The organism is Pseudomonas sp. GW456-12-1-14-TSB6, assembly GCF_059424205.1.
The window spans coordinates 51,169-76,573 of the sequence record NZ_JBWKZE010000012.1 but is presented as its reverse complement, the minus strand read 5'-3'; the positions used below and the strand labels follow the sequence as shown (position 1 = coordinate 76,573).

Annotated in this window: 27 protein-coding genes; 15 read left to right on the top strand and 12 right to left on the bottom strand. The window is 61.9% G+C overall.

The features are described from left to right. Nucleotides 1-44 precede the first annotated feature (44 nt). From AC07Y2_RS13555 to AC07Y2_RS13530, 6 genes are all read right to left on the bottom strand, one after another. Nucleotides 45-1,385: a sensor histidine kinase gene (locus tag AC07Y2_RS13555; protein WP_103385739.1), complete on the bottom strand. Its 1,341-nt coding sequence runs from the start codon at nt 1,383-1,385 to the stop codon at nt 45-47. 67 nt (nt 1,386-1,452) lie between these two features. Beyond that, complete coding sequence (locus AC07Y2_RS13550) at nt 1,453-1,890, bottom strand: Spy/CpxP family protein refolding chaperone (RefSeq protein WP_103385738.1); 438 nt, start codon at nt 1,888-1,890, stop codon at nt 1,453-1,455. Nucleotides 1,891-2,026: 136 nt separating this feature from the next. After that, nucleotides 2,027-2,704, bottom strand: coding sequence for a response regulator transcription factor (locus AC07Y2_RS13545; protein WP_007958370.1), 678 nt, complete (start codon nt 2,702-2,704; stop codon nt 2,027-2,029). A gap of 7 nt (nt 2,705-2,711) precedes the next feature. Continuing rightward, nucleotides 2,712-3,122 (bottom strand): SH3 domain-containing protein, encoded by a 411-nt coding sequence (locus AC07Y2_RS13540; protein ID WP_039765500.1) that lies wholly within the window; start codon nt 3,120-3,122, stop codon nt 2,712-2,714. A gap of 121 nt (nt 3,123-3,243) precedes the next feature. Next, nucleotides 3,244-3,543, bottom strand: a complete 300-nt coding sequence (locus AC07Y2_RS13535) for a YciI family protein (RefSeq protein WP_039765503.1) — start codon at nt 3,541-3,543, stop codon at nt 3,244-3,246. A gap of 1 nt (nt 3,544) precedes the next feature. Further along, nucleotides 3,545-4,141 carry a septation protein A gene (locus AC07Y2_RS13530; RefSeq protein WP_011333003.1) on the bottom strand — a complete coding sequence of 199 codons (597 nt, stop codon included), beginning with the start codon at nt 4,139-4,141 and terminating at the stop codon, nt 3,545-3,547. A gap of 87 nt (nt 4,142-4,228) precedes the next feature. Here AC07Y2_RS13530 and AC07Y2_RS13525 point away from each other — a divergent pair, with 87 nt between their 5' ends. The 8 genes from AC07Y2_RS13525 (at nt 4,229) to arfB (ending at nt 11,923) form a co-directional block, all read left to right on the top strand. Beyond that, nucleotides 4,229-5,092 carry a PHP domain-containing protein gene (locus AC07Y2_RS13525; RefSeq protein WP_103385737.1) on the top strand — a complete coding sequence of 288 codons (864 nt, stop codon included), beginning with the start codon at nt 4,229-4,231 and terminating at the stop codon, nt 5,090-5,092. 13 nt (nt 5,093-5,105) lie between these two features. Beyond that, complete coding sequence (locus AC07Y2_RS13520; protein WP_039765617.1) at nt 5,106-5,735, top strand: L-threonylcarbamoyladenylate synthase; 630 nt, start codon at nt 5,106-5,108, stop codon at nt 5,733-5,735. Continuing rightward, entirely contained in the window at nt 5,736-6,554 is an 819-nt protein-coding gene (locus AC07Y2_RS13515; protein WP_007958362.1) for a segregation and condensation protein A, read from the top strand. Nucleotides 6,555-6,565: 11 nt separating this feature from the next. Further along, nucleotides 6,566-7,585, top strand: a complete 1,020-nt coding sequence (gene scpB / locus AC07Y2_RS13510; protein ID WP_103385736.1) for an SMC-Scp complex subunit ScpB — start codon at nt 6,566-6,568, stop codon at nt 7,583-7,585. A 2-nt stretch (nt 7,586-7,587) separates the two neighbouring features. Then, the gene (locus tag AC07Y2_RS13505) at nt 7,588-7,779 is read left to right on the top strand and encodes a DUF1289 domain-containing protein (protein WP_007958358.1); all 192 of its coding nucleotides are present in this window, start codon (nt 7,588-7,590) and stop codon (nt 7,777-7,779) included. A gap of 154 nt (nt 7,780-7,933) precedes the next feature. Continuing rightward, a complete protein-coding gene (gene rluB, locus AC07Y2_RS13500; protein ID WP_103385735.1) occupies nt 7,934-9,151 on the top strand; it encodes a 23S rRNA pseudouridine(2605) synthase RluB in 1,218 nt (405 codons plus the stop codon). Nucleotides 9,152-10,000: 849 nt separating this feature from the next. Beyond that, nucleotides 10,001-11,419: an amino acid permease gene (locus AC07Y2_RS13495; RefSeq protein WP_103385734.1), complete on the top strand. Its 1,419-nt coding sequence runs from the start codon at nt 10,001-10,003 to the stop codon at nt 11,417-11,419. A 90-nt stretch (nt 11,420-11,509) separates the two neighbouring features. Beyond that, on the top strand, nt 11,510-11,923 hold the full coding sequence (gene arfB / locus AC07Y2_RS13490; protein ID WP_011333010.1) for an alternative ribosome rescue aminoacyl-tRNA hydrolase ArfB: 414 nt from the start codon (nt 11,510-11,512) through the stop codon (nt 11,921-11,923). Here arfB and AC07Y2_RS13485 read toward each other — a convergent pair. The 6 genes from AC07Y2_RS13485 to phhA all read right to left on the bottom strand — a co-directional run bounded on the left by AC07Y2_RS13485 (nt 11,920) and on the right by phhA (nt 16,373). After that, nucleotides 11,920-13,107: an MFS transporter gene (locus AC07Y2_RS13485; protein WP_170844945.1), complete on the bottom strand. Its 1,188-nt coding sequence runs from the start codon at nt 13,105-13,107 to the stop codon at nt 11,920-11,922. The two genes, arfB and AC07Y2_RS13485, sit on opposite strands and share 4 nt — an antisense overlap. 95 nt (nt 13,108-13,202) lie before the next feature. Beyond that, nucleotides 13,203-13,382, bottom strand: a complete 180-nt coding sequence (locus tag AC07Y2_RS13480) for a hypothetical protein (RefSeq protein ID WP_011333012.1) — start codon at nt 13,380-13,382, stop codon at nt 13,203-13,205. 73 nt (nt 13,383-13,455) lie between these two features. Beyond that, entirely contained in the window at nt 13,456-13,587 is a 132-nt protein-coding gene (locus AC07Y2_RS13475) for a hypothetical protein (protein ID WP_007958347.1), read from the bottom strand. Nucleotides 13,588-13,921: 334 nt separating this feature from the next. Beyond that, nucleotides 13,922-15,115, bottom strand: coding sequence for an amino acid aminotransferase (locus tag AC07Y2_RS13470; protein ID WP_103385732.1), 1,194 nt, complete (start codon nt 15,113-15,115; stop codon nt 13,922-13,924). Further along, on the bottom strand, nt 15,115-15,471 hold the full coding sequence (locus AC07Y2_RS13465; protein ID WP_003222798.1) for a 4a-hydroxytetrahydrobiopterin dehydratase: 357 nt from the start codon (nt 15,469-15,471) through the stop codon (nt 15,115-15,117). Before AC07Y2_RS13465 ends, AC07Y2_RS13470 begins: the two co-directional genes overlap by 1 nt. Nucleotides 15,472-15,581: 110 nt before the next feature. Next, nucleotides 15,582-16,373 (bottom strand): phenylalanine 4-monooxygenase, encoded by a 792-nt coding sequence (phhA, locus tag AC07Y2_RS13460; protein WP_039765515.1) that lies wholly within the window; start codon nt 16,371-16,373, stop codon nt 15,582-15,584. Between the two features lie 280 nt (nt 16,374-16,653). Here phhA and AC07Y2_RS13455 point away from each other — a divergent pair, with 280 nt between their 5' ends. The 7 genes from AC07Y2_RS13455 to flgK all read left to right on the top strand — a co-directional run bounded on the left by AC07Y2_RS13455 (nt 16,654) and on the right by flgK (nt 25,401). Continuing rightward, a complete protein-coding gene (locus AC07Y2_RS13455) occupies nt 16,654-18,219 on the top strand; it encodes a sigma-54-dependent phenylalanine hydroxylase transcriptional regulator PhhR (RefSeq protein ID WP_039765517.1) in 1,566 nt (521 codons plus the stop codon). Between the two features lie 374 nt (nt 18,220-18,593). Further along, nucleotides 18,594-19,334, top strand: a complete 741-nt coding sequence (locus tag AC07Y2_RS13450) for a flagellar basal body rod protein FlgF (RefSeq protein ID WP_007958343.1) — start codon at nt 18,594-18,596, stop codon at nt 19,332-19,334. 45 nt (nt 19,335-19,379) lie between these two features. Further along, nucleotides 19,380-20,165 carry a flagellar basal-body rod protein FlgG gene (flgG, locus tag AC07Y2_RS13445; protein WP_039765524.1) on the top strand — a complete coding sequence of 262 codons (786 nt, stop codon included), beginning with the start codon at nt 19,380-19,382 and terminating at the stop codon, nt 20,163-20,165. A gap of 53 nt (nt 20,166-20,218) precedes the next feature. Then, nucleotides 20,219-20,914 (top strand): flagellar basal body L-ring protein FlgH, encoded by a 696-nt coding sequence (gene flgH / locus AC07Y2_RS13440; protein WP_011333018.1) that lies wholly within the window; start codon nt 20,219-20,221, stop codon nt 20,912-20,914. A gap of 27 nt (nt 20,915-20,941) precedes the next feature. Next, nucleotides 20,942-22,030, top strand: a complete 1,089-nt coding sequence (locus AC07Y2_RS13435; RefSeq protein ID WP_164747921.1) for a flagellar basal body P-ring protein FlgI — start codon at nt 20,942-20,944, stop codon at nt 22,028-22,030. An 11-nt stretch (nt 22,031-22,041) separates the two neighbouring features. Further along, a complete protein-coding gene (gene flgJ, locus AC07Y2_RS13430; RefSeq protein ID WP_207273868.1) occupies nt 22,042-23,334 on the top strand; it encodes a flagellar assembly peptidoglycan hydrolase FlgJ in 1,293 nt (430 codons plus the stop codon). Between the two features lie 21 nt (nt 23,335-23,355). Further along, nucleotides 23,356-25,401, top strand: coding sequence for a flagellar hook-associated protein FlgK (flgK, locus tag AC07Y2_RS13425; RefSeq protein WP_039765533.1), 2,046 nt, complete (start codon nt 23,356-23,358; stop codon nt 25,399-25,401). Nucleotides 25,402-25,405: the final 4 nt, after the last annotated feature.

Genomic DNA, 25,405 nt, shown 5'->3' with positions numbered 1-25,405 from the left:
ACTGACAAAAAGCTATCGCGAGCAGGCTCGCTCCCACATTGGTTTCACGGTTGGACAATTGCCCCCGGTACGAGAGGCAATTCAAGACTCGCCACAAACCCGCCCTGCGGATGATTGGCCAGCACCAGCGTCCCGCCATGCCGCTCCGCCGCCCGCCGGGCAATCGCCAGTCCCAGGCCATGGCCCGCAGCGGTCTGCCCCGGCGCCCGATAAAACGGTTCGCCCAACTGGCTCAGGTGCTCGGCCTGCACCCCCGGCCCGTGGTCACGCACGCTGACCACGATCCGCTCGCCCTGACGTGACGCCTGCATTTCAATCGACTGCCCGACCGGGTTGAAGCGCTGGGCATTGCGCAGCAGGTTGTCCACGGCGCGTTCGATCATGGTCGGCCAGCCTGTCAGATTGAGCGCCGGCTCGGCCTCCAGACGCACGGTCTGCTCTGGCGAACCCAATTGAGCGTCTTTTTGCAGGGTGGCGAGCAGGGCATTCAGATCCACCTCTTCGGCGCTGGCGTTGTCGGCATCGACTCGCGCCAGCACCAGAATTTCACTGATCAACGCTTCCAGCCGGTCACACTCGCGGGTCAGGCGCGGCCAGAGTTTTTCCCGTTCTTCGGGGCTCGCCCGTTCGGCCAGTGCCAGTGCGATGCGCAGGCGTGCCAGCGGTGAACGCAACTCGTGGGACACGTCGCGCAGCAATTGGCGCTGACTGCCGATCAGGCTTTGCAGGCGGGCGCCCATGCGGTTGAAGTCGTTGGCCAGCACGCCGAATTCATCGCGACGGTTGGCCAGTTGCGCCAGGCTGTTCTGCTGATAGGTGGTCTGGCCGAGGTCATGCACCGCGCCGCGCAAACGGCTGAGCGGGCGAGTGATGGAAAAGGTCACCAGCAGGCTGAACAGGGTCAGCACCACCAGCGCGATACCCAGTGCACTCAACGGCCAGAGCAGGCTTTCGCGGTGCCAGGCGTCGAGTTCCGGGTGCGGGATGCGGTAGATGAAGAGGTAGGTGTCGCCGCTTTTGTCGCTGGTGAATTCGTCGGTCAGTCGGCGCCAGGGCAGGCGTCGGTCATCGTTGTTCTGCCGCGCCTCGAAGGCTGCCGCACGCCGGGGGAAGGTGCCGCGCACCACCGGGTCGCCGCTTTCATTCAGCACTTGCACGTCGATGTGGTACTGGCGTTTGCGCTGTTCGAGGATGTCCTGGGCGGCGTCTTCGCCTTGGGCTTCGTAGGTCTGCGTCCATTCGGCGGCAAGGGTGTTGAGGCCCGGATGGCGGCTGAGGATCCACGCGTCCTGGTTGAGCATGTGCCCCAGCAGAATGGAAAGCCCTGCAACCAGAGCGATGGCCAGCCAGAAGCTGGCGAGGATACGCCAGAACAATGAACGCACAGAAAATCCTCAAACAAAGAAAACCCAACGGCGGTGAGCCGTTGGGTCGGGGCGTGACGCTAGAACATTATTGCGCCTTTTGCGGCTGTTGCGCTTTCCAGGCTTTGAACTCGGCCCATTCGGCGCGACGTTCGGCCTGTTTCTTCTGGATCTCGTCGAATTTCTTCTGTTGATCCGGTTTCAACACGGCGCGAACATCAGACTCGGCTTTCTTGTGGTTGGCCGCCATCTCGTCCTTCATGGCTTTCTGGTCGGCTGGCGAGAGTTTCTCCAGGTATTTTTCGACCGTCTGTTTACGCTCGTGCATCTGCTCGCCCATGATCTTGCGGATCTGCTCGCGCTGTTCGCGGGACAAGTCGAGCTGGCTGTACGGGCCTTTGCCGTGCATGCCGTGCATCTGACCGCCATGGCGCGGGCCGTCCAGCGGGCCACCATCCTGTGGCATGGCCATGGCGACGGTCGGCAGGGCAGCGGCAAACATCAGAGCGATAAGAGTCTTGCGCATGGTGAATCTCCTTTGTCTCGTTCCCGGTACGTTCCGGATGAGTACAGATTACGGAGATCAAGGTCAGCGACGGTCAGCGCTGTGTAAAGCTTGGGTAAACACGTTTTCGCGCCGACCTGACAAAACTGACAGACGATCAGAGGCTGTAGTAGTAGCCACGGCTGCGCAGGGCAACGATGCGCGGGCGGCCGTCGGGGTGCGGGCCGATCTTTTTGCGCAGGTTGCTGACGTGCATGTCCAGGCTGCGGTCGTACAGCGTCAGCTTGCGGCCGAGGGCGATCTGCGCCAGTTCCTGTTTGTCCAGCGGCTCGCCCGGTTGCTTGAGCAGGGCTTCGAGCAGGCGGCTTTCGGAGACGGTGAGGGTGAATTCCTTTTCGTCGATGCTGACCACGCCGCGCACCGGGCTGAAGCTCAGGTCGCCCAGCTCGAGCTGGGTCGACACGGCGGCCGGATGACTGCGGCGCAGCACGGCGCGCAGGCGGGCGGTCAGTTCGCGTGGATCACAGGGTTTGGCCAGGTAATCGTCGGCGCCCAGTTCCAGGCCGAGGATCCGGTCCAGCGGCTCGCCCCGGGCCGAGAGCATCAGCACCGGCAGGTCGGCGTGATCGCTGCGCAGTTGCTTGAGCAGTTCCAGACCGCTGCCGTCGGGCAGCATCACGTCCAGCACCACGGCCGCCGGCGCGGTTTCGGCCAGCGCCTTGCGGGCGCTCTGGCCATCGTGACAGGCCCGGACCTGAAAGCCTTCCTGGCTCAGCCAGCTACTCAGGAGTTCACACAACTCCTGGTCATCATCAATCAGTAACAGCTCGCTCATGACTCACTCAATTTAGCCATTGCCGACGTTTTCGGCTTGCTCCACTGGCAAAGATACCGCAGAGCAGCGCCAATAGCGCTACCCCGGCCCCGGTGACGAACCATTGCTGCTGTTCGGTCAGCAGGCGCGGCAGCGGGCTGGCCTGGGCTTCCTTGAGTTGCAGCTTCAGACGCTGGTTCTCCTGGCGCAACCGGGCGAGCTGGGCGCTTTCGCGGGTGTTGTCGGCATTTTGCAGTTGTTTGCTCAGTTCTTCCCGTTGCTGCTCGCTGGCCTTCAGGCGCTGCTGCAACTCGGTGATCTGGCTGCCGGCGCTCAATGAAAGCGGCGTGGAGCTGTTGCCTTCGGTGCTTTCTTCACCATGGGCGGGCGCCATGATCGACAACGTGACCAACATCAGACACAACGGACCCTTGCGCATCGCGACTCCTGTTTCCAAATGGATATTGGGCAGGTTGTCGGCCGGCAAACGAGAATAATGAGCGATTGAGAACGCGATGAACCGACAAGGTTCATCGCGCTGAGGGCTTTTGCGGGGGAGGTTACGGCAGGACTTGCTTGAACGGCTTCACGACAACATTGGCGTAGACGCCGGCGGCGACGTACGGGTCGGCATCGGCCCAGGCTTGCGCCGCGCTCAGGGAGTCGAATTCGGCGACGATCAGGCTGCCGCTGAAACCTGCTGCGCCCGGATCATTGCTGTCGACCGCCGGGTGCGGGCCGGCCAGCACGATGCGGCCTTCGCCCTTGAGCACTTGCAGGCGTTCAAGGTGTGCCGGGCGCGCAGCGAGGCGGGCTTCCAGGGAGTTGGCGACGTCGGTGGCAATGATGGCGTAGAGCATGTCAGTCCTCGGTTTTTGGCGTTGTGGTATCGGCGTCGTGCAGGTGACGGGACAGGTAGATGCCCTGACCGACCAGGAACAGCACGGTCATGCCCAGGCTGCCGAACACCTTGAAGTCCACCCAGATGCTCTGGAAGGTAAAGGCGACGAACAGGTTGGCGGCCCCGCAGAACAGGAAAAAGGCGATCCAGGCGATGTTAAGGCGGGTCCAGACCGGATCCGGCAGGGTCAACGCGTGGCCCATGATGCGCTTGATCAGCAGGCGGTCACCGATGAAATGGCTGCCGATGAAGGCCAGGGCGAACAGCCAGTTGACGACCGGGGCTTTCCATTTCAGGAAGGTTTCGCTGTGAAAGGCCAGGGTCAGGCTGCCGAACACCAGGCAGGCGATCAGGGTCAGCCACTGGCTCTTCTCCAGCTTGCGCTGCTTGATGAAGAGCGCGCCGTACACCACCAGGGAACTGATGATCAGCATGGCGGTGGCACTGTAAATGCCGCCTACCGTCAGTTCATGGCCGGCAACGTCGACGGTGCGTGGATCGAGTTTGTAGACGATGAAGAACAGCAGAAGCGGGATGAAATCGATGAATTGTTTCACAGTGAGAGCCAGAAGCTGGATGTGGCGGCATAATAACAAACATATGGGCGCGCGATAGCGCCAGCTGATTTGAGGTAACACATCCCCGTGAACGTTGATTTGCACTGCCACAGCACGGCCTCCGATGGCGCCCTGGCGCCTGCGGCACTGGTTGCGCGTGCGTTCGAGAACGGCGTGCGAGTCCTGGCCCTGACCGATCACGACACCCTCGAAGGCCTCGACGAAGCGCGCACGGCCGCCGAGGGGCTGGGCATGCAACTGGTCAACGGCGTCGAATTGTCCTGCACCTGGGGCGGGGCGACCATTCACGTGCTCGGCTACGGTTTTGACGTCAATGCCGCGCCGTTGGTCGAGGCGATTGCGCAGTTGCACGACGGCCGCTGGCTGCGGTCTGAAGAAATAAGCCGCAAGCTCGCCCTCAAGGGCATGCCGAATGCGCTCGACGGCGCGCGGCAGATCCAGCAGGAATTGGGCGACAGCGGCAACGCGCCGGCCCGCCCGCATTTCGCCGACTGGATGGTGCGTGAAGGTTTTGTAAAGGATCGCGCCGAGGCGTTTCGCAAATGGCTCGGCGCCGGCAAGCTGGGGGACGTCAAGCAGCACTGGCCGACCCTGGAAGACACCGTCGGCACGTTGCGCGCCGCCGGCGCCTGGGTCAGCCTGGCGCATCCGTGGCACTACGATTTCACCCGCAGCAAGCGCCGAAAGCTGATTGCCGACTATATTCAAGCGGGCGGGCATGCGATCGAAGTGGTCAATGGCCATCAGCCTGCGGAACAGGTGGGCAGCCTGGCGATTCTTGCCCGTGAGTTCGGTCTGCTGGTCAGCGCCGGCAGTGATTTCCATGGCCCTGGTGGCTGGTCCGAGATCGGCCAGTACCGGCCGGTGCCGGAGGACCTTCCACCGCTGTGGGGTCGGTTCAAACATGACCCAGTTATTGCCGCCGTCTGAACAGGTAGAGAATGTGAGTCAATTTTTCCAGATTCATCCGGAAAACCCGCAAGCGCGCCTGATCAAACAGGCGGTCGAGATCATCCGCAAGGGCGGAGTGGTGGTCTATCCCACGGACTCTTCCTACGCAATCGGCTGCCAGATCGGCGACAAGAACGCCATCGAGCGCGTTCGACGCCTGCGTCAGCTCGACGAGAAACACAACTTCGCACTGATCTGTAGCGACCTGTCGCAGCTGGGCAATTACGCCAAGATCGACACCGGGACCTTTCGAATCCTCAAAGCCCACCTGCCGGGGCCGTACACCTTCATTCTCAACGCCACCCGCGAAGTGCCGCGGCTGTTGCTGCATCCGAAGAAGCGCACCATCGGTCTGCGGGTGCCGAGCCATCCGATCGCGCTGGCGCTGCTGGCCGAACTGGACGAGCCGTTGATGAGCGTGACCCTGATCATGCCGGGCGATGAAGACCCGTTGAGCGACCCGTACGAAATGCGCCAGTTGCTCGAGCATCAGGTGGACCTGATCATCGACGGCGGTTCCGGCGGTATCAAGGCCTCCACCGTGATCGACCTCACGGGCGACGATCCGGAAGTGACCCGCGTCGGTTGCGGCGATCCCGCTCCATTCATGGTCGAGGCCTGAATGTCCGCAGTGGAAACCGTTGATCCCCAGGCCGGTGCCCAGCAGGAACTGCCGTTTGCCATGGTCTATGGCCAGGCGGTCACGGAAATGCCGCTGGACCTGTACATCCCGCCGGACGCCCTGGAAGTCTTCCTCGAAGCCTTCGAAGGCCCGCTCGACCTGTTGCTGTACCTGATCCGCAAACAGAACATCAACATCCTCGACATCCCCGTGGCGGAAATTACCCGCCAGTACATGGGCTATGTCGAGCTGATGCAGTCGGTGCGCCTGGAACTGGCCGCCGAGTACCTGGTAATGGCCGCGATGCTGGCCGAGATCAAGTCGCGGATGCTGCTGCCCCGGGCCGAAACCGTCGAGGACGAAGAGGACGACCCGCGCGCCGAACTGATTCGCCGCCTGCAGGAGTACGAACGGTTCAAGGCCGCCGCCGAAGGCATCGATGGCCTGAGCCGGGTCGGTCGCGACGTGATCGTGCCCAAGCTCGACGCCCCGGAAGCCCGCGCGCGCAAGCTGTTGCCGGACGTGGCGCTGGAAGAAATCCTGATGTCCATGGCCGAAGTGCTGCGCCGGGGCGACATGTTCGAAAGCCATCAGGTCAGCCGCGAGGCGCTGTCCACCCGCGAGCGCATGAGCGACGTGCTGGAGCGGCTCAAGGGCGGCGGGTTTGTGCCGTTCGTCGAGCTGTTCACCGCCGAGGAGGGCAAGCTCGGGGTGGTGGTGACCTTCATGGCGATCCTTGAACTGGTCAAGGAATCCCTGATCGAGCTGGTGCAGAATGAGCCGTTCGCCGCGATCCACGTGCGAGCCCGAGCCGAATAACGAGTCCCGATATGAACCTGACTGAACCCCGCGAGCTGGCGTCCCTGCTTGAAGCCTTTCTGTTGGCCTCGGGAAAGCCGCAATCCCTTGAGCGCCTGTATGAACTGTTCGAGGAAGGCGAGCGCCCGGAACCGCCGGTTTTCAAGAAAGCCCTGACCCTGCTCGGCAAATCCTGCGAGGGCCGGGCGTTCGAGCTCAAGGAAGTCGCCTCCGGCTATCGCCTGCAAATCCGTGAAAAGTTCGCACCGTGGGTCGGTCGCTTGTGGGAGGAGCGTCCGCAGCGCTATTCCCGCGCACTGCTGGAAACCATGGCGCTGATCGCCTACCGCCAGCCGATCACCCGGGGCGAAATCGAGGACGTGCGGGGCGTGGCGGTCAACACCAACATCGTCAAGACGCTGCTCGAGCGCGAGTGGATTCGCATCGTCGGTTACCGCGACGTGCCGGGCAAACCGGCGATGTTCGCCACCACCAAGGCGTTTCTCGATCACTTCAACCTGAAGAACCTCGACGATCTGCCGCCGCTGGCCGAATTGCGCGAGATCGAGGCGGAACCGGTGCTCGACTTCGACGACGCTCCGGTGCCACCGGGCTTGCAGGAACTGGCCGACGCCAGCGCCGAGCCGGAAGAGCCGAAGGAGGAAACCAGTTTCCATACCTTGTTGCTGGAACTGGACAGCATGGAGGAGGGGATCAAGACCGACTTCGACGACTTGCTGCGTGACGGGGTGGGCGGCGAATCGATGCCGACCGGGGTTGAGTCCGATCCGCTCGAGCCGCCGCACGAGGGTGAGCCAGAACCTGAATTCGAGCCTGAATTTGAGCATGAACCTGAATTCGAGCACGAACCTGAGCAGGAAGACGATGTGCTCGGCGTGGCCGAAGCCCGGGAAAAACTGCTGGCCGCCGTCGCCCGGCTTGAACAGCCCGCCCCGGAACCCGCCGCCGAGGAAGAGCTGAGCGAAGAAGAAGCCGAAGCCCGCGCCCTGGCCGAAGCCATTGAAGCCGAACGCCGCGAGTTCGAGGATTGAGCATGAGCTCGACCAAGGACCCGTGCATCAGCGTCTGCAAGTTCAGCGACGACATCTGCCTCGGCTGCGGCCGCAGCAAGCGCGAGATCCGGGCCTGGAAGAAACTCGACAAGGACGACAAGCGCACCGTACTGGCCGAAGCCGCGCTGCGTCTGATCAAGCTCGGGGCCACCGGTCGGCGGAAAAAGAAATAACCTTGGCCTGATCGACTAGTCTCTGATGCGCGCGCGGCCACATCCGCGTATGATTCGCGACCCTTCGGCGATCCCTTCGCCCGAAAACCCAGATTTCAACGCTTCAGCGGCTCAATTCAGCGCCGCTGAACAGACCACACCGGGAGGTGCCCAGATGAGTGACATCAATCAGAAAGACGACCAGGAAATCGGCCCAGCAGGCGAAAAGCTGCAGAAAGTCCTCGCCCGTATCGGCGTCGGCTCGCGCCGTGACGTCGAATCCTGGATCGCTGCCGGCCGGATCAAGGTCAATGGCAAAGACGCCACCCTGGGCCTGCGTGTCGACATGCACGACGCCATCACCATTGATGGCAAGGTCATCAAGCGTGAAGAAGCCGCCGAGTCGGTTCGCCGCGTGATCATGTACAACAAGCCCGATGGCGAGATCTGCACCCGTGACGACCCGGAAGGCCGTCCGACCGTGTTCGACAAGCTGCCGCGTCCGAAAGAAGGCCGCTGGATCAACATCGGTCGTCTCGACATCAACACCACCGGTCTGCTGATGTTCACCACCGACGGTGAACTGGCCAACCGCCTGATGCACCCGTCCTATGAGATGGACCGCGAGTACGCGGTGCGTGTACGCGGCGAAGTCGATGACGAAATGATCGAGCGCCTGAAGGCCGGCGTGGTGCTGGAAGACGGCCCGGCGCGGTTCACCGATATCCAACAGGCACCGGGCGGCGAAGGCTTCAACCACTGGTATCACTGCGTGGTGATGGAAGGTCGTAACCGTGAAGTACGTCGCCTGTGGGAATCCCAGGGCCTGGTGGTCAGCCGTCTGAAGCGCGTGCGTTTCGGTCCGGTGTTCCTCAACTCCGACCTGCCGATGGGCCGCTGGCGCGAAATGAGCCAGTACGAAGTCGACGTGCTGAGCGCCGAAGTCGGCCTGACCCCGGTGGCCATGCCGCAACTGAATGCCAAGAGCAAAGACAAGCTCGACCGCATGCAACGCAAGTCGTCGCGTCCGATGGCCCGTACCGAGCGCGTGCGTACCCTGCGTCCGGCCAACGGTGCGCCAATTGGCGCCGGTCCGCGTCCGGTTCGCGAGCCGCAGATCGAAGGCGAGCGTCCAGGTCGCAAACCGGCAGCGCGTCCGGATGGCGAGCGCGGTCCACGCACACCGCGTCCGGCCAATGGCCGTACCGAGCGTGGCGAAGGTCGCGGTACGCCGGTGGCGGATCGTCCAGTCGACACCAAGCGTCCGTCCAAGCCATCGCCGAAGCGTCCAGGCATCAAGCTGGCTGACGATGACAAACCGTCGGGCAAGCGCCGTGGCGCACCGGCCAGTTCCGGTCAGCGTCCGGGTTTCGGTCGCAAGAAGCCGGAATAACGCGGTTGTAAGCTTCGAGCGGCAAGCTTCAAGCTGAAAACAGAAAACGCCAACCTCAGGGTTGGCGTTTTTTTTTGGACTTTTTATTTCTTTTTTTCGGGCGTGTTTTTCTTTTTTTTAAACAAAAAACTTAACGCCTTTCAAATAGTTAGCCAGCTAACGTCAATCACCGGACGCCTCTTCGAGGGGTCTGGAGTGGAAACTTTACGTTACGCGCTGTCAGTGGATGTTTACGAAAAAGCCCTCGCCGTCCCATGAATCGGGTGGCTTTGCCTGGGTGTAAGGAAAATCTGCCGGAGCCAGGCTCACCGGGCCTTGCGCAGCGCTCTGGCGCGCTTGTTTCAGTGTCGTTTGGAGGGTGAGATGCGCTCCATGCCTGTCGTGCAGGTGCATAACAAGAAGGAGGCGCAATGAACGCCGTTATCCATTTTCACTTCTCCACGTGGGGCGAATCTTCCATCGTCCACGCCGATGGCCTGCAAAGGCCTGACTCAAATTTTGCAGCCGCCCGGGCTTCCCGGGGTGGACACATGCAATCCCGGCAACCGACACGCTGATCCGGCGAGGTCTGGCAGCAGGGGGTTAGCGGTGTACAATGCGCCGCGTTTTAACTGTGACCCTCTGCGTAATCGCGCAAACCTCAAGGTTTATCCGCCTTGTTCACTCCGCCGCGTCACAAGCGTGTCGGGTTCGATTTCGTCACAGATAAAAACAAACAGGTGACGCATGACCGTTGTAAAAAAGCTGAATTCCTGGTGCCTGCGCTGGGGTTTGATCAAGGTTGGCTGAAATCGCAACCTTGCAGCAACGTCTACTGAACATCATCAAACCTTGCGTGAGACCTTTTTCATGAGTGGACAAAACTCGCAATCAGGCGAGCTGAAACGCGGCCTGAAAAATCGCCATATTCAACTGATCGCCCTCGGTGGCGCGATCGGTACCGGACTGTTCCTCGGCTCGGCCGGGGTGCTGAAATCCGCCGGTCCGTCGATGATCCTCGGCTATGCCATCTGCGGCTTCATCGCCTTCATGATCATGCGCCAGCTCGGCGAAATGATCGTCGAAGAGCCGGTGGCCGGCTCCTTCAGCCACTTTGCGCACAAATACTGGGGCGGTTTCGCCGGCTTCCTGTCGGGCTGGAACTGCTGGATTCTGTACATCCTGGTGGGCATGTCGGAGCTGACCGCGGTCGGCAAATACATCCACTACTGGGCGCCGGAGATCCCGAGCTGGGTCACTGCCGCGGCGTTCTTTGTGCTGATCAACGCGATCAACCTGGCCAACGTCAAAGTCTTCGGTGAAGCCGAATTCTGGTTCGCGATCATCAAGGTCGTGGCGATCGTCGGCATGATCGCCCTGGGCAGCTACCTGCTGGTCAGCGGCCATGGCGGTGAGCAGGCGGCCGTGAGCAACCTGTGGTCCCACGGTGGTTTCTTCCCGAACGGCGTCAGCGGCCTGGTGATGGCCATGGCGATCATCATGTTTTCCTTCGGCGGTCTGGAAATGCTCGGTTTCACCGCAGCCGAAGCCGACAAGCCGAAAACCGTGATCCCGAAAGCGATCAACCAGGTGATCTACCGGATCCTGATTTTCTACATCGGCGCACTGGTGATCCTGCTGTCGCTGACCCCATGGGACAGCCTGCTGGAAACCCTCAACGCTTCGGGCGATTCCTACAGCGGCAGCCCGTTCGTGCAGGTGTTCTCGATGCTTGGCAGCAACACCGCTGCGCACATCCTCAACTTCGTGGTTCTGACCGCGGCATTGTCGGTGTACAACAGCGGCACCTATTGCAACAGCCGCATGCTGCTGGGCATGGCCGAGCAGGGCGACGCGCCGAAAGCGCTGGCGAAGATCGACAAGCGCGGCGTACCGGTACGTTCGATCCTGGCGTCGGCAGCCGTGACCCTGGTGGCGGTGCTGCTCAACTACCTGATCCCGCAACATGCGCTGGAACTGCTGATGTCGCTGGTGGTTGCGACGCTGGTGATCAACTGGGCGATGATCAGCTTCTCGCACTTCAAGTTCCGCCAGCACATGAACAAGACCCACCAGAAGCCGCTGTTCAAGGCGCTGTGGTACCCGTACGGCAACTACATCTGCCTGGCGTTCGTCCTGTTCATCCCTGGCGTGATGCTGCTGATCCCGGGCATTCAGATCTCGGTGTACGCGATTCCGGTGTGGGTCGTGTTCATGTGGGTCTGCTACGTGATCAAGAACAAGCGTGGTGCGCAACAGGCACTGCACGCAGCGAGCGCAGCCAAGTAAGCGTCGTTGCAAAAACAACAAACCCGGCCAAGTGCCGGGTTTTTTGTGCTTTCGCGGTATCCTGCGGGTTCTGATTACGGACGTTTTTCCATGCTGGTGATTTCAAACAACGTGCATCTGCCGGATGCCGAGATCGAACTGACGTACATCCGCGCCCAGGGCGCCGGTGGGCAGAACGTCAACAAGGTCTCCAGCGCCGTGCACCTGCGCTTCGACATTCCGGCCTCGTCCTTGCCCGAGTTCTACAAGGAGCGGCTGCTGGCGCTGCGCGACAGTCGCATCACCGGCGACGGCGTGCTGATCATCAAGGCCCAGCAGTACCGCACGCAGGAACAGAACCGCGCCGATGCACTGGAGCGTCTGACCGAGCTGATCCTCAGCGCCACCAAGGTTGAGAAGAAGCGCCGGCCGACCAAGCCGACGCTGGGCTCCAAGAAGCGTCGGCTCGAATCGAAGACCAAGCGCGGCAGCATCAAGGCCGGGCGCGGCAAGGTGGATTTCTAGTCTTCGCGGTACTTCGCCGTGTGGCGGTAGAGATAGACGCTCAGTGCCAGGCCGCTCAAAGAGGCGAGGGCGGCGAACAGGAAGATCGAGGCAAATCCGAAGCCCGCTGCAATCGCCCCTGCCAGCGGCCCGGTGATGCCCAGCGACAAGTCGATGAACAACGAATAAGCCCCGACCGCCGCGCCACGGCTGGAGGCCGGCACCAGGTTCACGGCTTCCACGCCCAACGCCGGGAACACCAGCGAGAAACCGAAACCGCTCAATGCCGCACCGGCCAATGCCCAGTGCGCGTCCGGTGCCAGCCACAGCAACAGCAGGCCCAGGGTTTCCACCGACAGGCAGGCAATCGCCACGCGGAAGCCGCCGAGGCGGTTGATCAGGTTGCCGAACAGCAGGCGTGCACCGATGAAGCTGGCGCCGAACAGGCTCAGGCACAGCACCGCGTTATCCCAATGCTGCGTGGCGTAATACAGGGTGATGAAGGTGGCGATGGTGCCGAAACCGATCGAGCCCAAGGCCAGTCCACAGCCGTGCGGAAAGACGCGCCCGAGAACGTGCATGAACGGCAGACGCTCACCGGCCACGATCGGCGCGGCGGTTTTCGGCCAGGCCAGCAGCAGCCCCAGCGTGGCCAGCAACAGAATGCTCACGCCCATGCTCCACAAGCCGAAACGGCTGACCAGCCACACCCCCAGCGGCGCACCGACCGCCAGCGCGCCGTAACTGGCGATGCCGTTCCACGAGATGACCTTGGCGGTGTTGGCGGCGCCGACCCGGCCTATGCCCCAACCGATCGAGCCTGACCCGACCAGACTTTCCGCGCTGCCCAGCACCAGACGGCCAACGAACAGGCTGATCAGGCTCAGGAGCGGCAGGTTGGGCGTCCACGCCGAAATCAGCATGAACACGCCGCTCAAACCACAACCGGCGAGACCGATCATCACCGCACGTTTGCTGCCCTGGTTGTCGATGATCTTGCCGGCATACGGGCGGCTGAGCAGGGTGGCGAGGTATTGCACGCTGATCACCAGCCCGGCGATGACCGCGCCGAAGCCCAGGTCGCTGTGCACATAGCCGGGCAGCACCGCCAGCGGAATGCCGATGTTCAGGTAGCCGATGAAGGTGAACAGGACGATGGAAACGACTTGCAGCGTGACCGCCAGGGGGCGCTGGGGTTCTGGCATAGAGGACGACATGAATTACGATCCACGGGAAGAGCAGAATAGATAGGCTGCTCATGATACCGATGCGGACGCGTCCAGGGCGGGGAAAAGTAAAACTATTTGGCCGGGGCGACCAATTGCGTGGTGACCAGGGCGGCCAGCGCGTTTTCTTCGCTGCCGAAACGGGCGAGCAGGGCGGCCTGTTTCTCGGGCGAGAGACGGCTCCAGATCTCGATCATCTTTTCGGTGGCACCGATCAGGGTCTCGGCCTGTTGTTCATCGAATTCTTTGGACATGGCAACTCAGGTTTCAGGCAGTGTGGAAAGCGCATGTTAGCGCTTTCCACACGGTCTGTACGGCGGGTGTTGCTTACTCTTCGCTGTCGGCCGGACGGCTCTCGGCGGCTTCTTTCGGCTCGGGCTGTTGGGCACCGGCTTGTTGCGTGGTCGTCTGCTCAGTTTCGTGCAGGCTTGGGAAGGGGAGATTCGGAATCTCGTGCATGGTTGCGCTCCTCGCTAAGTCTGTTGATAGATCTGGTAGATCCGCGCTTTCAGAAAGCCTGCGCAGGATACAGCAAGAAAAATGACAAACTCATTTTTAAATCCATTTGTTTCGACGGGCGGGATTGTCTAGACAAGTGCGACAGGGTGACGCAGGGCAAATGCAGGGGCGAGCCTGCTCGCGATGAGTGCGCCTGATCGTTCCCACGTCGAGGCGTCGAACCGTCCGCGTGGGAATGCAGCCCGGGACGCTCTGCGTCCCTGCCGAAGCGGACGCGGAGCGTCCATTGAGGCATTCCCACGCGGAGCGTGGGAACGATCAAGACCAGGGGGAGTTATTTGCAGACGTTGGCGATCGCTTCGGCCAGCAGGTCGAGGCGCGTCGCATCAATCCCGGCAACGTTGGCCCGGCCCGAGCTGACCATGTACATGCTGTGATGCTCGCGCAGGTTCTTCACCTGTTCCGGCGACAGACCGGTGTAGGAGAACATCCCGCGTTGCACGCCGATGTGCGCAAAACGCTCGCGCAGACCGTGCGGTTCCAGCGCTTCCACCAGACCGCTGCGCAATTGGGCGATGCGCAGACGCATGGCTTCCACTTCGTCGGCCCAGCGGCGTTTCAGCTCCGGGTCGGCGAGGATCGTGGCGACCACAGCCGCGCCGTGATCCGGTGGCGTTGACCACAGGTTGCGAGCGATGTGCGCCAACTGGCTGCGGATGTCGATGAGTTTGTCAGCGGTTTTCGCGCTGACGATCAACGCACCGGTGCGGTCGCGGTACAGGCCGAAGTTCTTCGAGCAGGAGCTGGTGATCAGCAGCTCGGGCAGCTCGGCGGCGAACAGCCGGGTCGACCATGCATCCTGCTCCAGACCGTCGCCAAAGCCCTGGTAGGCAAAGTCGATCAGCGGCAGCAAGTCACGGCGGCGTACCACCTCCAGCACTCGCTGCCAGTCGTCGTGGCTCAGGTCGAAACCGGTCGGGTTATGGCAGCACGCGTGCAGCAGCACCACATCACCTTTCGGCACTTCGTTGAGCACGGCGAGCATCGCATCGACGTCGAGGCGGTTGTCGCTGCCGACGTACGGGTAATGGCTGATCTTGACCCCGGCGGCCGCGAAAATCGTTTCGTGGATCGGCCAGGTCGGGTTGCTCAGCCATACGCCTTTGCCCGGCAGGCATTGGGCGATGAAGTCCGCCGCCAGACGCAGGGCGCCAGTGCCGCCCGGCGTCTGAGTGGCGCCGGCACGTTGCTCGGCGATCAGCTTCGAATCGACGCCAAGCACCAGCTCATTGATGACCTTGCCGAACAGCGGATTGCCGTGGCCACCGATGTAGGTCTTGGTGTCCTGGCTCTCGACCAGCCGCGCCTCGGCGATTTTCACCGCCTCGGGGATCGGCGTCAGGCCCTGGGCATCCTTGTAGACGCCGACGCCGAGGTCGAACTTGCGCGGGTTGGAGTCCTGCGCGTAGGCCTCCATCAGACCGAGGATCGGGTCGCCGGGCACCCGGCCGATGGCGTCGAAGTGCATTACTTGCGTCCTTCTGCAGTCTTGGCCACTTCGTCAGTGCGCGCGGCCATGATGAAGTCGTTGCGGTGCAGGCCCTTGATCGAGTGGCTCCACCAGGTCACGGTGACTTTGCCCCACTCGGTGAGCAGGCCCGGGTGGTGACCTTCGGCCTCGGAGATCTCGCCGACGGCGTTGGTGAACGCCAGCGCGTGCTTGAAATTCTTGAACAGGAAGACTTTTTCCAGCTGCATGATGCTGTCGCGTACTTCGATGTTCCAGTCAGGGATCTGCTTGATCAGGATCGGCAGTTCTTCATCGCTGACTTGTGGGGCATCGGCACGGCAGGCTTCGCAATGGGCTTGGTTCAAAGTGGACATGGTGGACTTCCTGAAATCTGAAGGTGTTTTTTTATATTGGCCGTCAAAGTCGCCACGCTAAACCAAAGTGGCGACGACTGACAGACTCACTTGTAAGCAAAAGTCGCGGGTCACGCGGCTTTCGGTTTTGGCGGAAACTTCGGTGCGTGCAGACCCAGCTGCATGCCTTGCTTGACCATGGCCATGATGTCTTCGTGGGCCAGGTCGAACAGGCGCTTGAGGTTCGGCAGGACAAAGTACAGCGGTTGCAGGATGTCGATGCGATACGGCGTGCGCATGGCTTCCAGCGGATCGAAGGCCTGATGCTCGGGCTCGTCCGACAGCGAATAAACAGTTTCTTTTGGCGAGGACAGGATGCCGCCGCCGTAGATGCGTTTGCCTTGCGGGGTGTCGACCAGGCCGAACTCGATGGTCATCCAGTACAGGCGCGCCAGGTAAACGCGTTCTTCCTTGGTCGCCTGCAGGCCGAGCTTGCCGTAGGTGTGGGTGAATTCGGCGAACCACGGATTGGTCAGCAGCGGGCAGTGGCCAAAGATCTCGTGGAAAATGTCCGGCTCCTGCAGGTAGTCCAGTTCTTCACGGGTGCGGATGAACGTGGCCACCGGAAACTGCTTGCTGGCGAGCAATTCGAAAAAGGTCTGGAAAGGGATCAGCGCCGGGACGCGGGCAACCTGCCAACCGGTGGTCTCGCCGAGCACCTTGTTGATCTCGCCCAGTTGAGGAATGCGGTCGTGGGGCAGACCGAGTTTTTCGATACCGTCCAGGTATTCCTGGCACGCACGACCCTCGATCACTTTCATCTGGCGGGTGATCAGCGTGTTCCACACCGCGTGTTCTTCTGCGGGGTAGTCGATAAAACCTTGCGCATCGGGCTCGCGGGCCACGTATTGCGTCTGCTTCATACTGCTCTCCTGCGAGGGGAATTTCGTTCTTGTTATGTCCTGCGATGGACTGAGAAATACCCCGGAACGTTTGTTGTTGCAGCAGGTTGAAGACTGGCTGAGTAGGAAAAGTCTCTTTAATTCGTAAAATTTTCGTTACGCTTCGTGCGATAAGTCGTGTTTGCGGTGACTGTCGGGTTTGAAAAGGCTTATGGCTGTCACATAATCTTGACGACTATCTTGCGCGCGGCGCAGAAAATTCCGGCGTCAGACCACCTTTTCACCTGTTTCGGGCCTTTATATGCGTATCAAAGTCCACTGCCAGAACCGCATCGGCATCCTGCGCGACATTCTCAATCTGCTGGTGGAGTACGGGATCAACGTCGCCCGTGGCGAGGTGGGTGGTGAGCATGGCAACGCGATCTATTTGCATTGCCCGAACCTGATCAACATTCAGTTCCAGGCGCTGCGACCGAAGTTCGAGGCAATTGCCGGAGTGTTCGGCGTCAAGCGGGTCGGGCTGATGCCCAGCGAGCGGCGGCACATGGAGTTGAATGCGTTGCTCGGCGCGCTGGAGTTTCCGGTGCTGTCGATTGACATGGGCGGCTCCATCGTGGCGGCCAACCGTGCGGCGGCGCAGTTGCTCGGTGTGCGGGTGGACGAGGTGCCGGGGATTCCGTTGTCGCGTTACGCCGAGGACTTCGACCTGCCGGAACTGGTGCGCGCCAACAAATCGCGAATCAACGGCATGCGGGTCAAGGTCAAGGGCGACATCTTTCTGGCCGACATCGCGCCGCTGCAATCTGAACACGACGACAGCGAAGCCATGGCCGGTGCTGTGCTCACCTTGCACCGCGCGGACCGCGTCGGCGAGCGGATCTACAACGTGCGCAAACAGGAGTTGCGCGGTTTCGACAGCATCTTCCAGAGCTCGAAAGTGATGGCAGCGGTGGTGCGCGAGGCCCGGCGCATGGCGCCGCTGGATGCGCCGTTGTTGATTGAGGGCGAAACCGGCACCGGCAAGGAATTGCTGGCGCGGGCCTGCCACCTGGCGAGCCCGCGTGGTCAGTCGCCGCTGATGGCGCTCAACTGCGCGGGGCTGCCGGAGTCGATGGCCGAGACCGAACTGTTCGGCTACGGCCCCGGTGCCTTTGAAGGCGCTCGGGCCGAAGGCAAGCTCGGGCTGCTGGAGCTGACGGCGGGCGGCACGCTGTTCCTCGATGGTGTCGGCGAAATGAGCCCGCGCTTGCAGGTGAAACTGCTGCGCTTCCTGCAGGACGGCTGCTTCCGCCGTGTGGGCAGTGATGAAGAGGTTTACCTGGATGTGCGGGTGATCTGCGCAACCCAGGTGGATTTGTCGGAGCTGTGCGCGCGCGGCGAATTTCGCCAGGATCTGTATCACCGCTTGAACGTGCTTTCGCTGCACATCCCGCCACTGCGCGAATGCCTCGACGGTTTGACGCCGCTGGTGGAGCACTTCCTCGATCAGGCCAGTCGACAGATCGGCTGCCCGCTGCCGAAACTGGCACCGGCGGCGATGGATCGGCTCAGTCACTACCATTGGCCGGGCAATGTGCGGCAACTGGAGAACGTGCTGTTCCAGGCGGTTTCGCTGTGCGACGGTGGCACGGTCAAGGCCGAGCACATTCGCCTGCCGGATTACGGTGTGCGTCAGCCGCTTGGCGATTTCTCCCTCGAAGGCGGGCTCGACGAGATTGTCGGGCGCTTCGAGAAGGCGGTGCTGGAGCGCTTGTATTCCGAGCATCCGAGCAGCCGGCAACTGGGTAAGCGGCTCGGGGTTTCGCACACTACGATTGCCAACAAGCTGCGTGAGTATGAAGTCGGCAAGGAGTCAGGCAGCGCCTAATCAGCCCCACACTGATCCCCCCCACGCTGATCGTTCCCACGCTCTGCGTGGGAATGCCTCAATGGACGCTCTGCGTCCGCTTTGGGACGCGGAGCGTCCCGGGCTGCGTTCCCACGCGGACGGTTCGACGCCTCGACGTGGGAACGATCCGCGATCCGCGATCAGCAATCAGCAATCAGGGTCAGGTGTTTGCCGCCAAGCGGCATGACACCGCCGGTTTTTCGTCTTCGATACATTTCCCTCCTCCCCGCAAAATCCCTCAAGTCCTTTGTTTACCGGGTCGTGGGCCGCCAGAAAAAAGTTGGTCTGCAAATTGCTTATGGCTCAGCAGTACAGCGGTGGGCGGCAAACGTCCGGCATGCAGAGGAAAGAGTGTGGACAAGTACCTTTATGTGGCAATGACCGGCGCCAGCCAGAACGCACTGGCGCAAAAGGCTCATGCCAACAACCTGGCGAACATCTCCACCAACGGTTTTCAGCGCGACCTGGAGCAGGCGCGTTCGATGCCGGTGTTCGGTGACAGCTTTCCGGCGCGTGCGTTTGCGATGAGCGAACGGCCCGCCACCGACTTCACGCCGGGCTCGCTGGTGCAGACCGGCCGTGACCTCGACGTCGCCGTGTCGGGTAACGGCTGGATCGCCGTGCAGAATCCCAACGGCGGTGAAAGCTACGTGCGCACCGGCAGCCTCAACATCGATGCCCTCGGCGTGTTGCGTGCCGGCAACGGCATGCCGGTCATGGGCAATGGCGGGCCGATCGCGGTGCCGCCGGAGCAGCAGGTGGAAGTCGGCGAAGACGGCACCATCAGTATTCGAGCGATGGGCGAGGGCCCGCGCGTCATGGCCGAAGTCGACCGCATCAAGCTGGTCAATCCGGACATCAAGAACATGAACAAGGGCCTGGACGGTTCGATTTACACCAAGGACGGCCAGCCTGCGCCGGCCGATGCCAACGTCAAACTGGTGTCGGGTTTCCTGGAATCGAGCAACGTCAATGCCGTGGAAGAAATGACGTCGGTGCTGGCCCTGGCCAAGCAATTCGAATTGCACGTCAAGATGATGAACACCGCCAAAGACGACGACCAGGCCATGGCTCGGGTCTTGCAGATCAGCTAATTATCAGAACGTCGCGCCGTAAAACAGGCGCACGAGGAGAATCGAATGCTTCCGGCTCTATGGGTTGCCAAAACCGGTCTGTCCGCCCAGGACACCAACCTGACCACCATTTCCAACAACCTGGCGAACGTGTCGACCACGGGTTTCAAACGTGACCGCGCCGAGTTCCAGGACCTGCTGTACCAGATCAAGCGTCAGCCAGGCGCCCAGTCGACCCAGGACAGCGAACTGCCGTCGGGTCTGCAAGTGGGTACCGGTGTGCGCATCGTCGGCACCCAGAAAAACTTCACCGCCGGCAGCCTGCAAACCACCGAGCAGCCGCTGGACATGGCCATCGACGGTCGCGGATTCTTCCAGATCCTGCAGCCGGACGGCACCACGTCCTACACCCGTGACGGTACGTTCCACCTCGACTCCAACGGCCAGATCGTCAACGCCAGCGGTTTCGCCCTGGAACCGGCCATCGTCATCCCGAACAACGCCCAGACCTTCACTGTGGGCCGTGACGGCACCGTGTCGATCACCACCGCCGGCAACGCCGCCTCGCAAGTGATCGGCAACCTGCAAACCGCCGACTTCATCAACCCGGCCGGTCTGCAAGCGGTGGGCAACAACCTGTTCCTGGAAACCGCCGCCTCCGGTGCGCCGCAAGTCGGTACGCCGGGCCTGAACGGTTTCGGTACCACCCTGCAGAACACCCTGGAAACCTCCAACGTCAGCACCGTGGAAGAGATGGTCAACATGATCACCACCCAGCGCGCGTACGAGATGAACTCCAAGGTGATCTCCACCGCCGACCAGATGCTCTCGTTCGTAACGCAGAATCTGTAATCAAGTCTATGAGGCGGCCATGAGGCTGCCTGCAACACCGTGAGGTAAGGGTCATGAAACGCTTTGTATCTGTTGTGGCATTGAGCGGGGTCGTCTCGCTCGCGGGCTGCGTCGCTCCGACGCCCAAGCCCAATGATCCTTACTACGCCCCGGTGTTGCCGCGCACACCGTTGCCGTCGGCCGCCAACAACGGCTCGATCTATCAGGCCGGTTTCGAGCAGAACCTGTACAGCGACCGCAAGGCGTTCCGGGTCGGTGACATCATCACCATCACCCTGAACGAGAGGACCCAGGCCAGCAAGAACGCCAACTCGCAGGTGGCCAAGAACAGCAAGACCGGTATCGGCCTGACGTCGCTGTTCGGCGGCAGTGCCACCACCAACAACCCGTTGGGCGGTAACGACCTGAGCCTGGATGTCGGTTACAGCGGCGACCGCGCGACCAAAGGTGACAGCAAGGCCGCCCAGGGCAACACCCTGACCGGCTCGATCACCGTGACCGTCGCCGACGTGTTGCCCAACGGCATCATCGCCGTGCGTGGCGAGAAGTGGATGACCCTCAACACCGGCGACGAGCTGGTGCGGATCGCCGGTCTCGTGCGGGCCGATGACATCGCCACCGACAACACCGTGTCCTCGACCCGGGTCGCCGATGCGCGCATCACCTACTCGGGCACCGGTTCGTTCGCCGATGCGAGTCAGCCAGGCTGGTTCGACCGTTTCTTCCTCAGCCCGCTGTTCCCTTTCTAGGTGGCTACGTTGAATCTGAAAAGCTTCATGCTGGCGGCGGCCATGATGTCCGCCGCCTTTGGTGCCCATGCCGAGCGGCTGAAGGACATCGCCAGTATTTCCGGCGTGCGTTCCAACCAGTTGATCGGCTACGGCCTGGTGGTCGGCCTCAATGGCACCGGCGACCAGACCACGCAGACCCCGTTCACCCTGCAGACCTTCAACAACATGCTCTCGCAGTTCGGCATCAAGGTGCCGCCGGGATCGGGCAACGTGCAGCTGAAAAACGTTGCGGCGGTATCGGTGAGTGCCGATCTGCCGGCGTTCGCCAAACCGGGTCAACAGGTCGACATCACCGTGTCGTCCATCGGTAACTCCAAGAGCCTGCGCGGCGGCACGCTGTTGCTGACCCCGCTCAAGGGTATCGACGGCAACGTCTACGCCATCGCTCAGGGCAACCTGGTGGTCGGTGGTTTCGATGCTGAAGGTCGTGACGGTTCGAAGATCACCGTCAACGTTCCGTCGGCCGGTCGCATCCCTGGCGGTGCGTCGGTCGAGCGTTCGGTGCCGAGCGGTTTCAACCAGGGCAACAGCCTGACGCTGAACCTCAACCGTTCCGACTTCACCACCGCCAAGCGCATCGTCGACAAGATCAACGACATGCTCGGCCCTGGTGTCGCCCAGGCCATCGACGGCGGTTCGATCCGTGTGACCGCGCCGCTCGATCCGAGCCAGCGCGTCGACTACCTGTCGATCCTGGAAAACCTCGAAGTCGATCCGGGTCAGGCGGTGGCGAAAGTCATCATCAACTCGCGTACCGGCACCATCGTCATCGGCCAGAACGTGAAGGTGTCGCCGGCCGCCGTGACCCACGGCAGCCTGACCGTGACCATCACTGAAGACCCGATCGTCAGCCAGCCGGGCCCGCTGTCCAACGGCCAGACCGCCGTCGTGCCGCGCTCGCGGGTGAATGCCGAACAGGAAGCCAAGCCGATGTTCAAGTTCGGCCCGGGTACCACCCTCGACGAGATCGTCCGTGCGGTGAACCAGGTCGGCGCAGCGCCGGGTGACCTGATGGCCATCCTTGAAGCACTGAAGCAGGCCGGCGCGTTGCAAGCCGACCTGATCGTGATCTGAGGACGGCGACCATGGATATGCGCAAAAGCGGTCTGGTCAGCAGCAGCGATTCGGGTTCGTACTCCGACCTCAATCGTCTGAATCAGCTCAAGGTCGGCGACAAGAACAGCGATGCGAACATGCGCAAGGTTGCGCAGGAATTCGAATCGCTGTTCCTCGGTGAAATGCTCAAGTCGATGCGTTCGGCCACTGAAGCGCTGGGTCAGGACAACCCGCTGAACACGCCGGCGGCCAAGCAGTATCAGGAAATGTACGACCAGCAACTGGCGGTCTCCATGTCCCGCGAGGGCGGGGGTATCGGCCTCGCCGACGTGCTGATGCGCCAGATGTCGAAGAACAAACCGATGGCGCCGGGCGAGGCTGCGGCCGCATCCGCCGCCAAGCAGGAAGAAGCCAAGGCCAAGGCTGCAGCCGTGGCCACGCCGATTGCCGCCGGCACCGTGGCTACGAATGGTCCGTTGTCGCGACTCAATGGCGAGCGTCCGCTGTGGGCGTCGCGTTCGGTGCATGCGCCGAGCACCGAACTGACCCATCGCAATGACATGGAAATGATCAACCAGCGTCGTCTGGCACTGCCGCCGAAACTGGCGGACCGCTTGCTCGCCGGTCTGGTGCCGTCGGCCACGCCGGCGGCGGCAACTCAGCTGCCGCAACGCGCCACGACCGCCGCTGTCACCGGTTCCGGCCCGCTTTACAACGGCGACTGGCTGGACCGCGCCGAGGCAGATAAAGCCTCGGGCGGGCAGATGCAGATTTACGGCCGCGCCATGGCGCAGATCCCGCTGGCACCGGCGAAGAAAGCGTTCGGCAACGCCGACGAATTCGTCAACACCATGCTGCCGATGGCGCAGGAAGCTGCGGCACGCATCGGCGTCGATCCGCGTTATCTGGTGGCTCAGGCTGCGCTGGAAACCGGCTGGGGCAAATCGGTCATGCGCGCCCAGGACGGCAGCAGCAGTCACAACCTGTTCGGCATCAAGGCGAGCAGCAACTGGAAGGGCGATTCGGCCCGGGCGATCACCAGCGAATTCCGCAACGGGCAGATGGTCAAGGAGACGGCCGAGTTCCGTTCCTACGCCTCGTACAAGGACAGCTTCCACGATCTGGTGACTTTGCTGCAGAGCAATAATCGCTATCAAGATGTGCTGAAGTCGGCCGATAACCCAGAACAGTTTGTGCGCGAATTGCAAAAGGCCGGTTACGCGACCGACCCGAACTACGCGACGAAGATTTCGCAGATTGCCAGGCAGATGACGGTCAATCAGAACTACGCTGCGGCCGGCGTTTCAACAACGCCCTTATAAACACAAGGTAAGGTTTGAATCATGAGTTTGCTCAATATCGGGATGTCGGGGTTGGCCGCGAGTTCATCCTCTCTGGCTGTGACGGGTAACAACATTGCCAACGTCGACACCGCCGGTTATTCACGCCAGCAAACCGTGCAGGGCACCAAGTCCTCGATTCAATACGGTAACGTGTTCATCGGTACCGGTACGACCCTGGCCGACGTGCGCCGGGTGTACAACTCCTACCTCGAATCTCAGCTGCGTACCGCCACGTCGCTCAATAGCGAAGCCGCCGCTTTCGGTGCGCAGGCGACCGCACTGGACGGCTCGCTGTCCGACACCAACACCGGCCTGACCGGCGTGCTGCAGAAATTCTTCACCTCGATGCAAGGCGTATCGACCTCGGCCACCGACGACACTTCCCGTCAGTCGGTACTGACCGGCGCGCAGGCCCTGACCAGTCGCTTCAATGCACTGGCCAAGCAGATGAACGATCAGAACGCCACGCTCAATGGCAACCTGTCCGACATGGCGTCCCAGGTGAACAAGCTGGCAACCTCGATTGCCACGCTGAACCAGAAGATCGGCGAGATCTCCACCAGCGGCGGCCAGCCGAACGATCTGCTCGACAGCCGTAACGAAGCCGTGCGTCAGCTCTCCGAGCTGACCGGCGCGCAAGTCGTTGAGCGTGGCACCAGCTTCGACATCTACATCGGCAGCGGCCAGCCGTTGGTCATCGGCAATACCACCAATACCCTGAGCACCGTGCCGCTCAAGGGTGACCCATCGCGCATGGGCATCCAGATGGATCGTGGTTCGAGCACCATCGACATCACCTCGGCGATGACCGGCGGTGAAATCGGCGGTCTGCTGACTTATCGCAAGGAAGTGCTCGATCCTGCACTCAACGAGCTGGGCCGTGTGGCACTGGTCGTTGCCGACCAGATCAACCGCCAGCAAGCCCAGGGCATCGACAAGAACGGTGACTTCGGCGCAGCGATTTTCAACAACATCAACAGTGCCGCCCTGATCAGCCAGCGCAGTATTGCCCAGTCCGGCAACAGCGCAGGTTCGGGCAACCTTGATGTCACCATCAAGGACACCGGCAAGCTGACCACCAGCGACTACCAGGTCACCTTCACCAGCGCGACCAACTACACGGTCAAGCGCTCCGACGGCACCGACATGGGTTCGTTCAGCACCACGACCACGCCGCCTCCGGTAATCGACGGCTTTACCCTGGCCCTTAACGGTGGTGCCCTGAGTGCCGGCGACACGTTCAAGGTCACCCCGACCCGCAACGCGGCGGCCAGCATCCAGACCGTGCTCACCGATCCGAAGAAAATCGCGGCAGCCGCACCGTTGACCGGCGTGGCCAGTGCCAACAACTCAGGCACCTACACCCAGCCGACGCTGACAGACGTCGTCGATATCTACAACCCGGCGTCCCAGGCGGAGCTGCAGAACGCGCTCAAGTATTCGACCCCGGTCAAACTGGTATTCGGCGCCACCACCAGCGGCAGCCAGACTTACAACATGGTTGATGCCAAGGGTGCCACGATCGGTTCCGGCGTCATCGTTCCCGGTCAGGCGAACACCCTGAACCTGAAGATCGGCATGGTCGACTCCACCGGGGCTCCGGTGATGGACACCACCGTCATCCCGAACGTGCAAAAGACCTTCACCGTGCAGACCACCGTGGGCGCGACGCCGAAGTCCGGCGAAACCTTCACCATCAACCTGACCGGCGCAGCGTCTTCGGACAACCGCAACGCCCAGGCACTGGTCGGTCTGCAGACCAAGCAGACCGTCGACACCGGCACGGCGAGCAAGGGCATCAGCCTGACCGACGCCTACAACAAACTGGTGACCAACGTCGGTACCCAGGCCGCCCAGAGCAAGTCCGACGGTGCGGCCACCACGGTGATCCTGGATCAGGCCCAGGGTGCGCGGGACTCGCTGTCCCAGGTCAACCTGGATGAAGAGACCGGCAACCTGGTCAAGTATCAGCAGTACTACACAGCGTCTTCGCAGATCATCAAGGCTGCGCAGGAAACTTTCGCCACGCTGATCAACAGCCTTTAAGGAG

Bases quoted from the DNA above. Each gene is read 5' to 3' on its own strand.
- flgK (WP_039765533.1), top strand. From the start codon at position 23,356: ATGAGTTTGCTCAATATCGGGATGTCGGGGTTGGCCGCGAGTTCATCC.
- AC07Y2_RS13505 (WP_007958358.1), top strand. From the start codon at position 7,588: ATGAGCTCGACCAAGGACCCGTGCATCAGCGTCTGCAAGTTCAGCGAC.
- AC07Y2_RS13480 (WP_011333012.1), bottom strand. From the start codon at position 13,382: ATGTCCAAAGAATTCGATGAACAACAGGCCGAGACCCTGATCGGTGCC.
- rluB (WP_103385735.1), top strand. From the start codon at position 7,934: ATGAGTGACATCAATCAGAAAGACGACCAGGAAATCGGCCCAGCAGGC.
- AC07Y2_RS13455 (WP_039765517.1), top strand. From the start codon at position 16,654: ATGCGTATCAAAGTCCACTGCCAGAACCGCATCGGCATCCTGCGCGAC.
- AC07Y2_RS13515 (WP_007958362.1), top strand. From the start codon at position 5,736: ATGTCCGCAGTGGAAACCGTTGATCCCCAGGCCGGTGCCCAGCAGGAA.
- flgH (WP_011333018.1), top strand. From the start codon at position 20,219: ATGAAACGCTTTGTATCTGTTGTGGCATTGAGCGGGGTCGTCTCGCTC.
- AC07Y2_RS13485 (WP_170844945.1), bottom strand. From the start codon at position 13,107: ATGCCAGAACCCCAGCGCCCCCTGGCGGTCACGCTGCAAGTCGTTTCC.
- AC07Y2_RS13540 (WP_039765500.1), bottom strand. From the start codon at position 3,122: ATGCGCAAGGGTCCGTTGTGTCTGATGTTGGTCACGTTGTCGATCATG.
- arfB (WP_011333010.1), top strand. From the start codon at position 11,510: ATGCTGGTGATTTCAAACAACGTGCATCTGCCGGATGCCGAGATCGAA.
- AC07Y2_RS13475 (WP_007958347.1), bottom strand. From the start codon at position 13,587: ATGCACGAGATTCCGAATCTCCCCTTCCCAAGCCTGCACGAAACTGAG.
- AC07Y2_RS13535 (WP_039765503.1), bottom strand. From the start codon at position 3,543: ATGCTCTACGCCATCATTGCCACCGACGTCGCCAACTCCCTGGAAGCC.
- AC07Y2_RS13550 (WP_103385738.1), bottom strand. From the start codon at position 1,890: ATGCGCAAGACTCTTATCGCTCTGATGTTTGCCGCTGCCCTGCCGACC.
- AC07Y2_RS13495 (WP_103385734.1), top strand. From the start codon at position 10,001: ATGAGTGGACAAAACTCGCAATCAGGCGAGCTGAAACGCGGCCTGAAA.
- phhA (WP_039765515.1), bottom strand. From the start codon at position 16,373: ATGAAGCAGACGCAATACGTGGCCCGCGAGCCCGATGCGCAAGGTTTT.
- AC07Y2_RS13465 (WP_003222798.1), bottom strand. From the start codon at position 15,471: ATGTCCACTTTGAACCAAGCCCATTGCGAAGCCTGCCGTGCCGATGCC.
- AC07Y2_RS13470 (WP_103385732.1), bottom strand. From the start codon at position 15,115: ATGCACTTCGACGCCATCGGCCGGGTGCCCGGCGACCCGATCCTCGGT.
- flgG (WP_039765524.1), top strand. From the start codon at position 19,380: ATGCTTCCGGCTCTATGGGTTGCCAAAACCGGTCTGTCCGCCCAGGAC.
- AC07Y2_RS13545 (WP_007958370.1), bottom strand. From the start codon at position 2,704: ATGAGCGAGCTGTTACTGATTGATGATGACCAGGAGTTGTGTGAACTC.
- AC07Y2_RS13435 (WP_164747921.1), top strand. From the start codon at position 20,942: ATGCTGGCGGCGGCCATGATGTCCGCCGCCTTTGGTGCCCATGCCGAG.
- flgJ (WP_207273868.1), top strand. From the start codon at position 22,042: ATGGATATGCGCAAAAGCGGTCTGGTCAGCAGCAGCGATTCGGGTTCG.
- scpB (WP_103385736.1), top strand. From the start codon at position 6,566: ATGAACCTGACTGAACCCCGCGAGCTGGCGTCCCTGCTTGAAGCCTTT.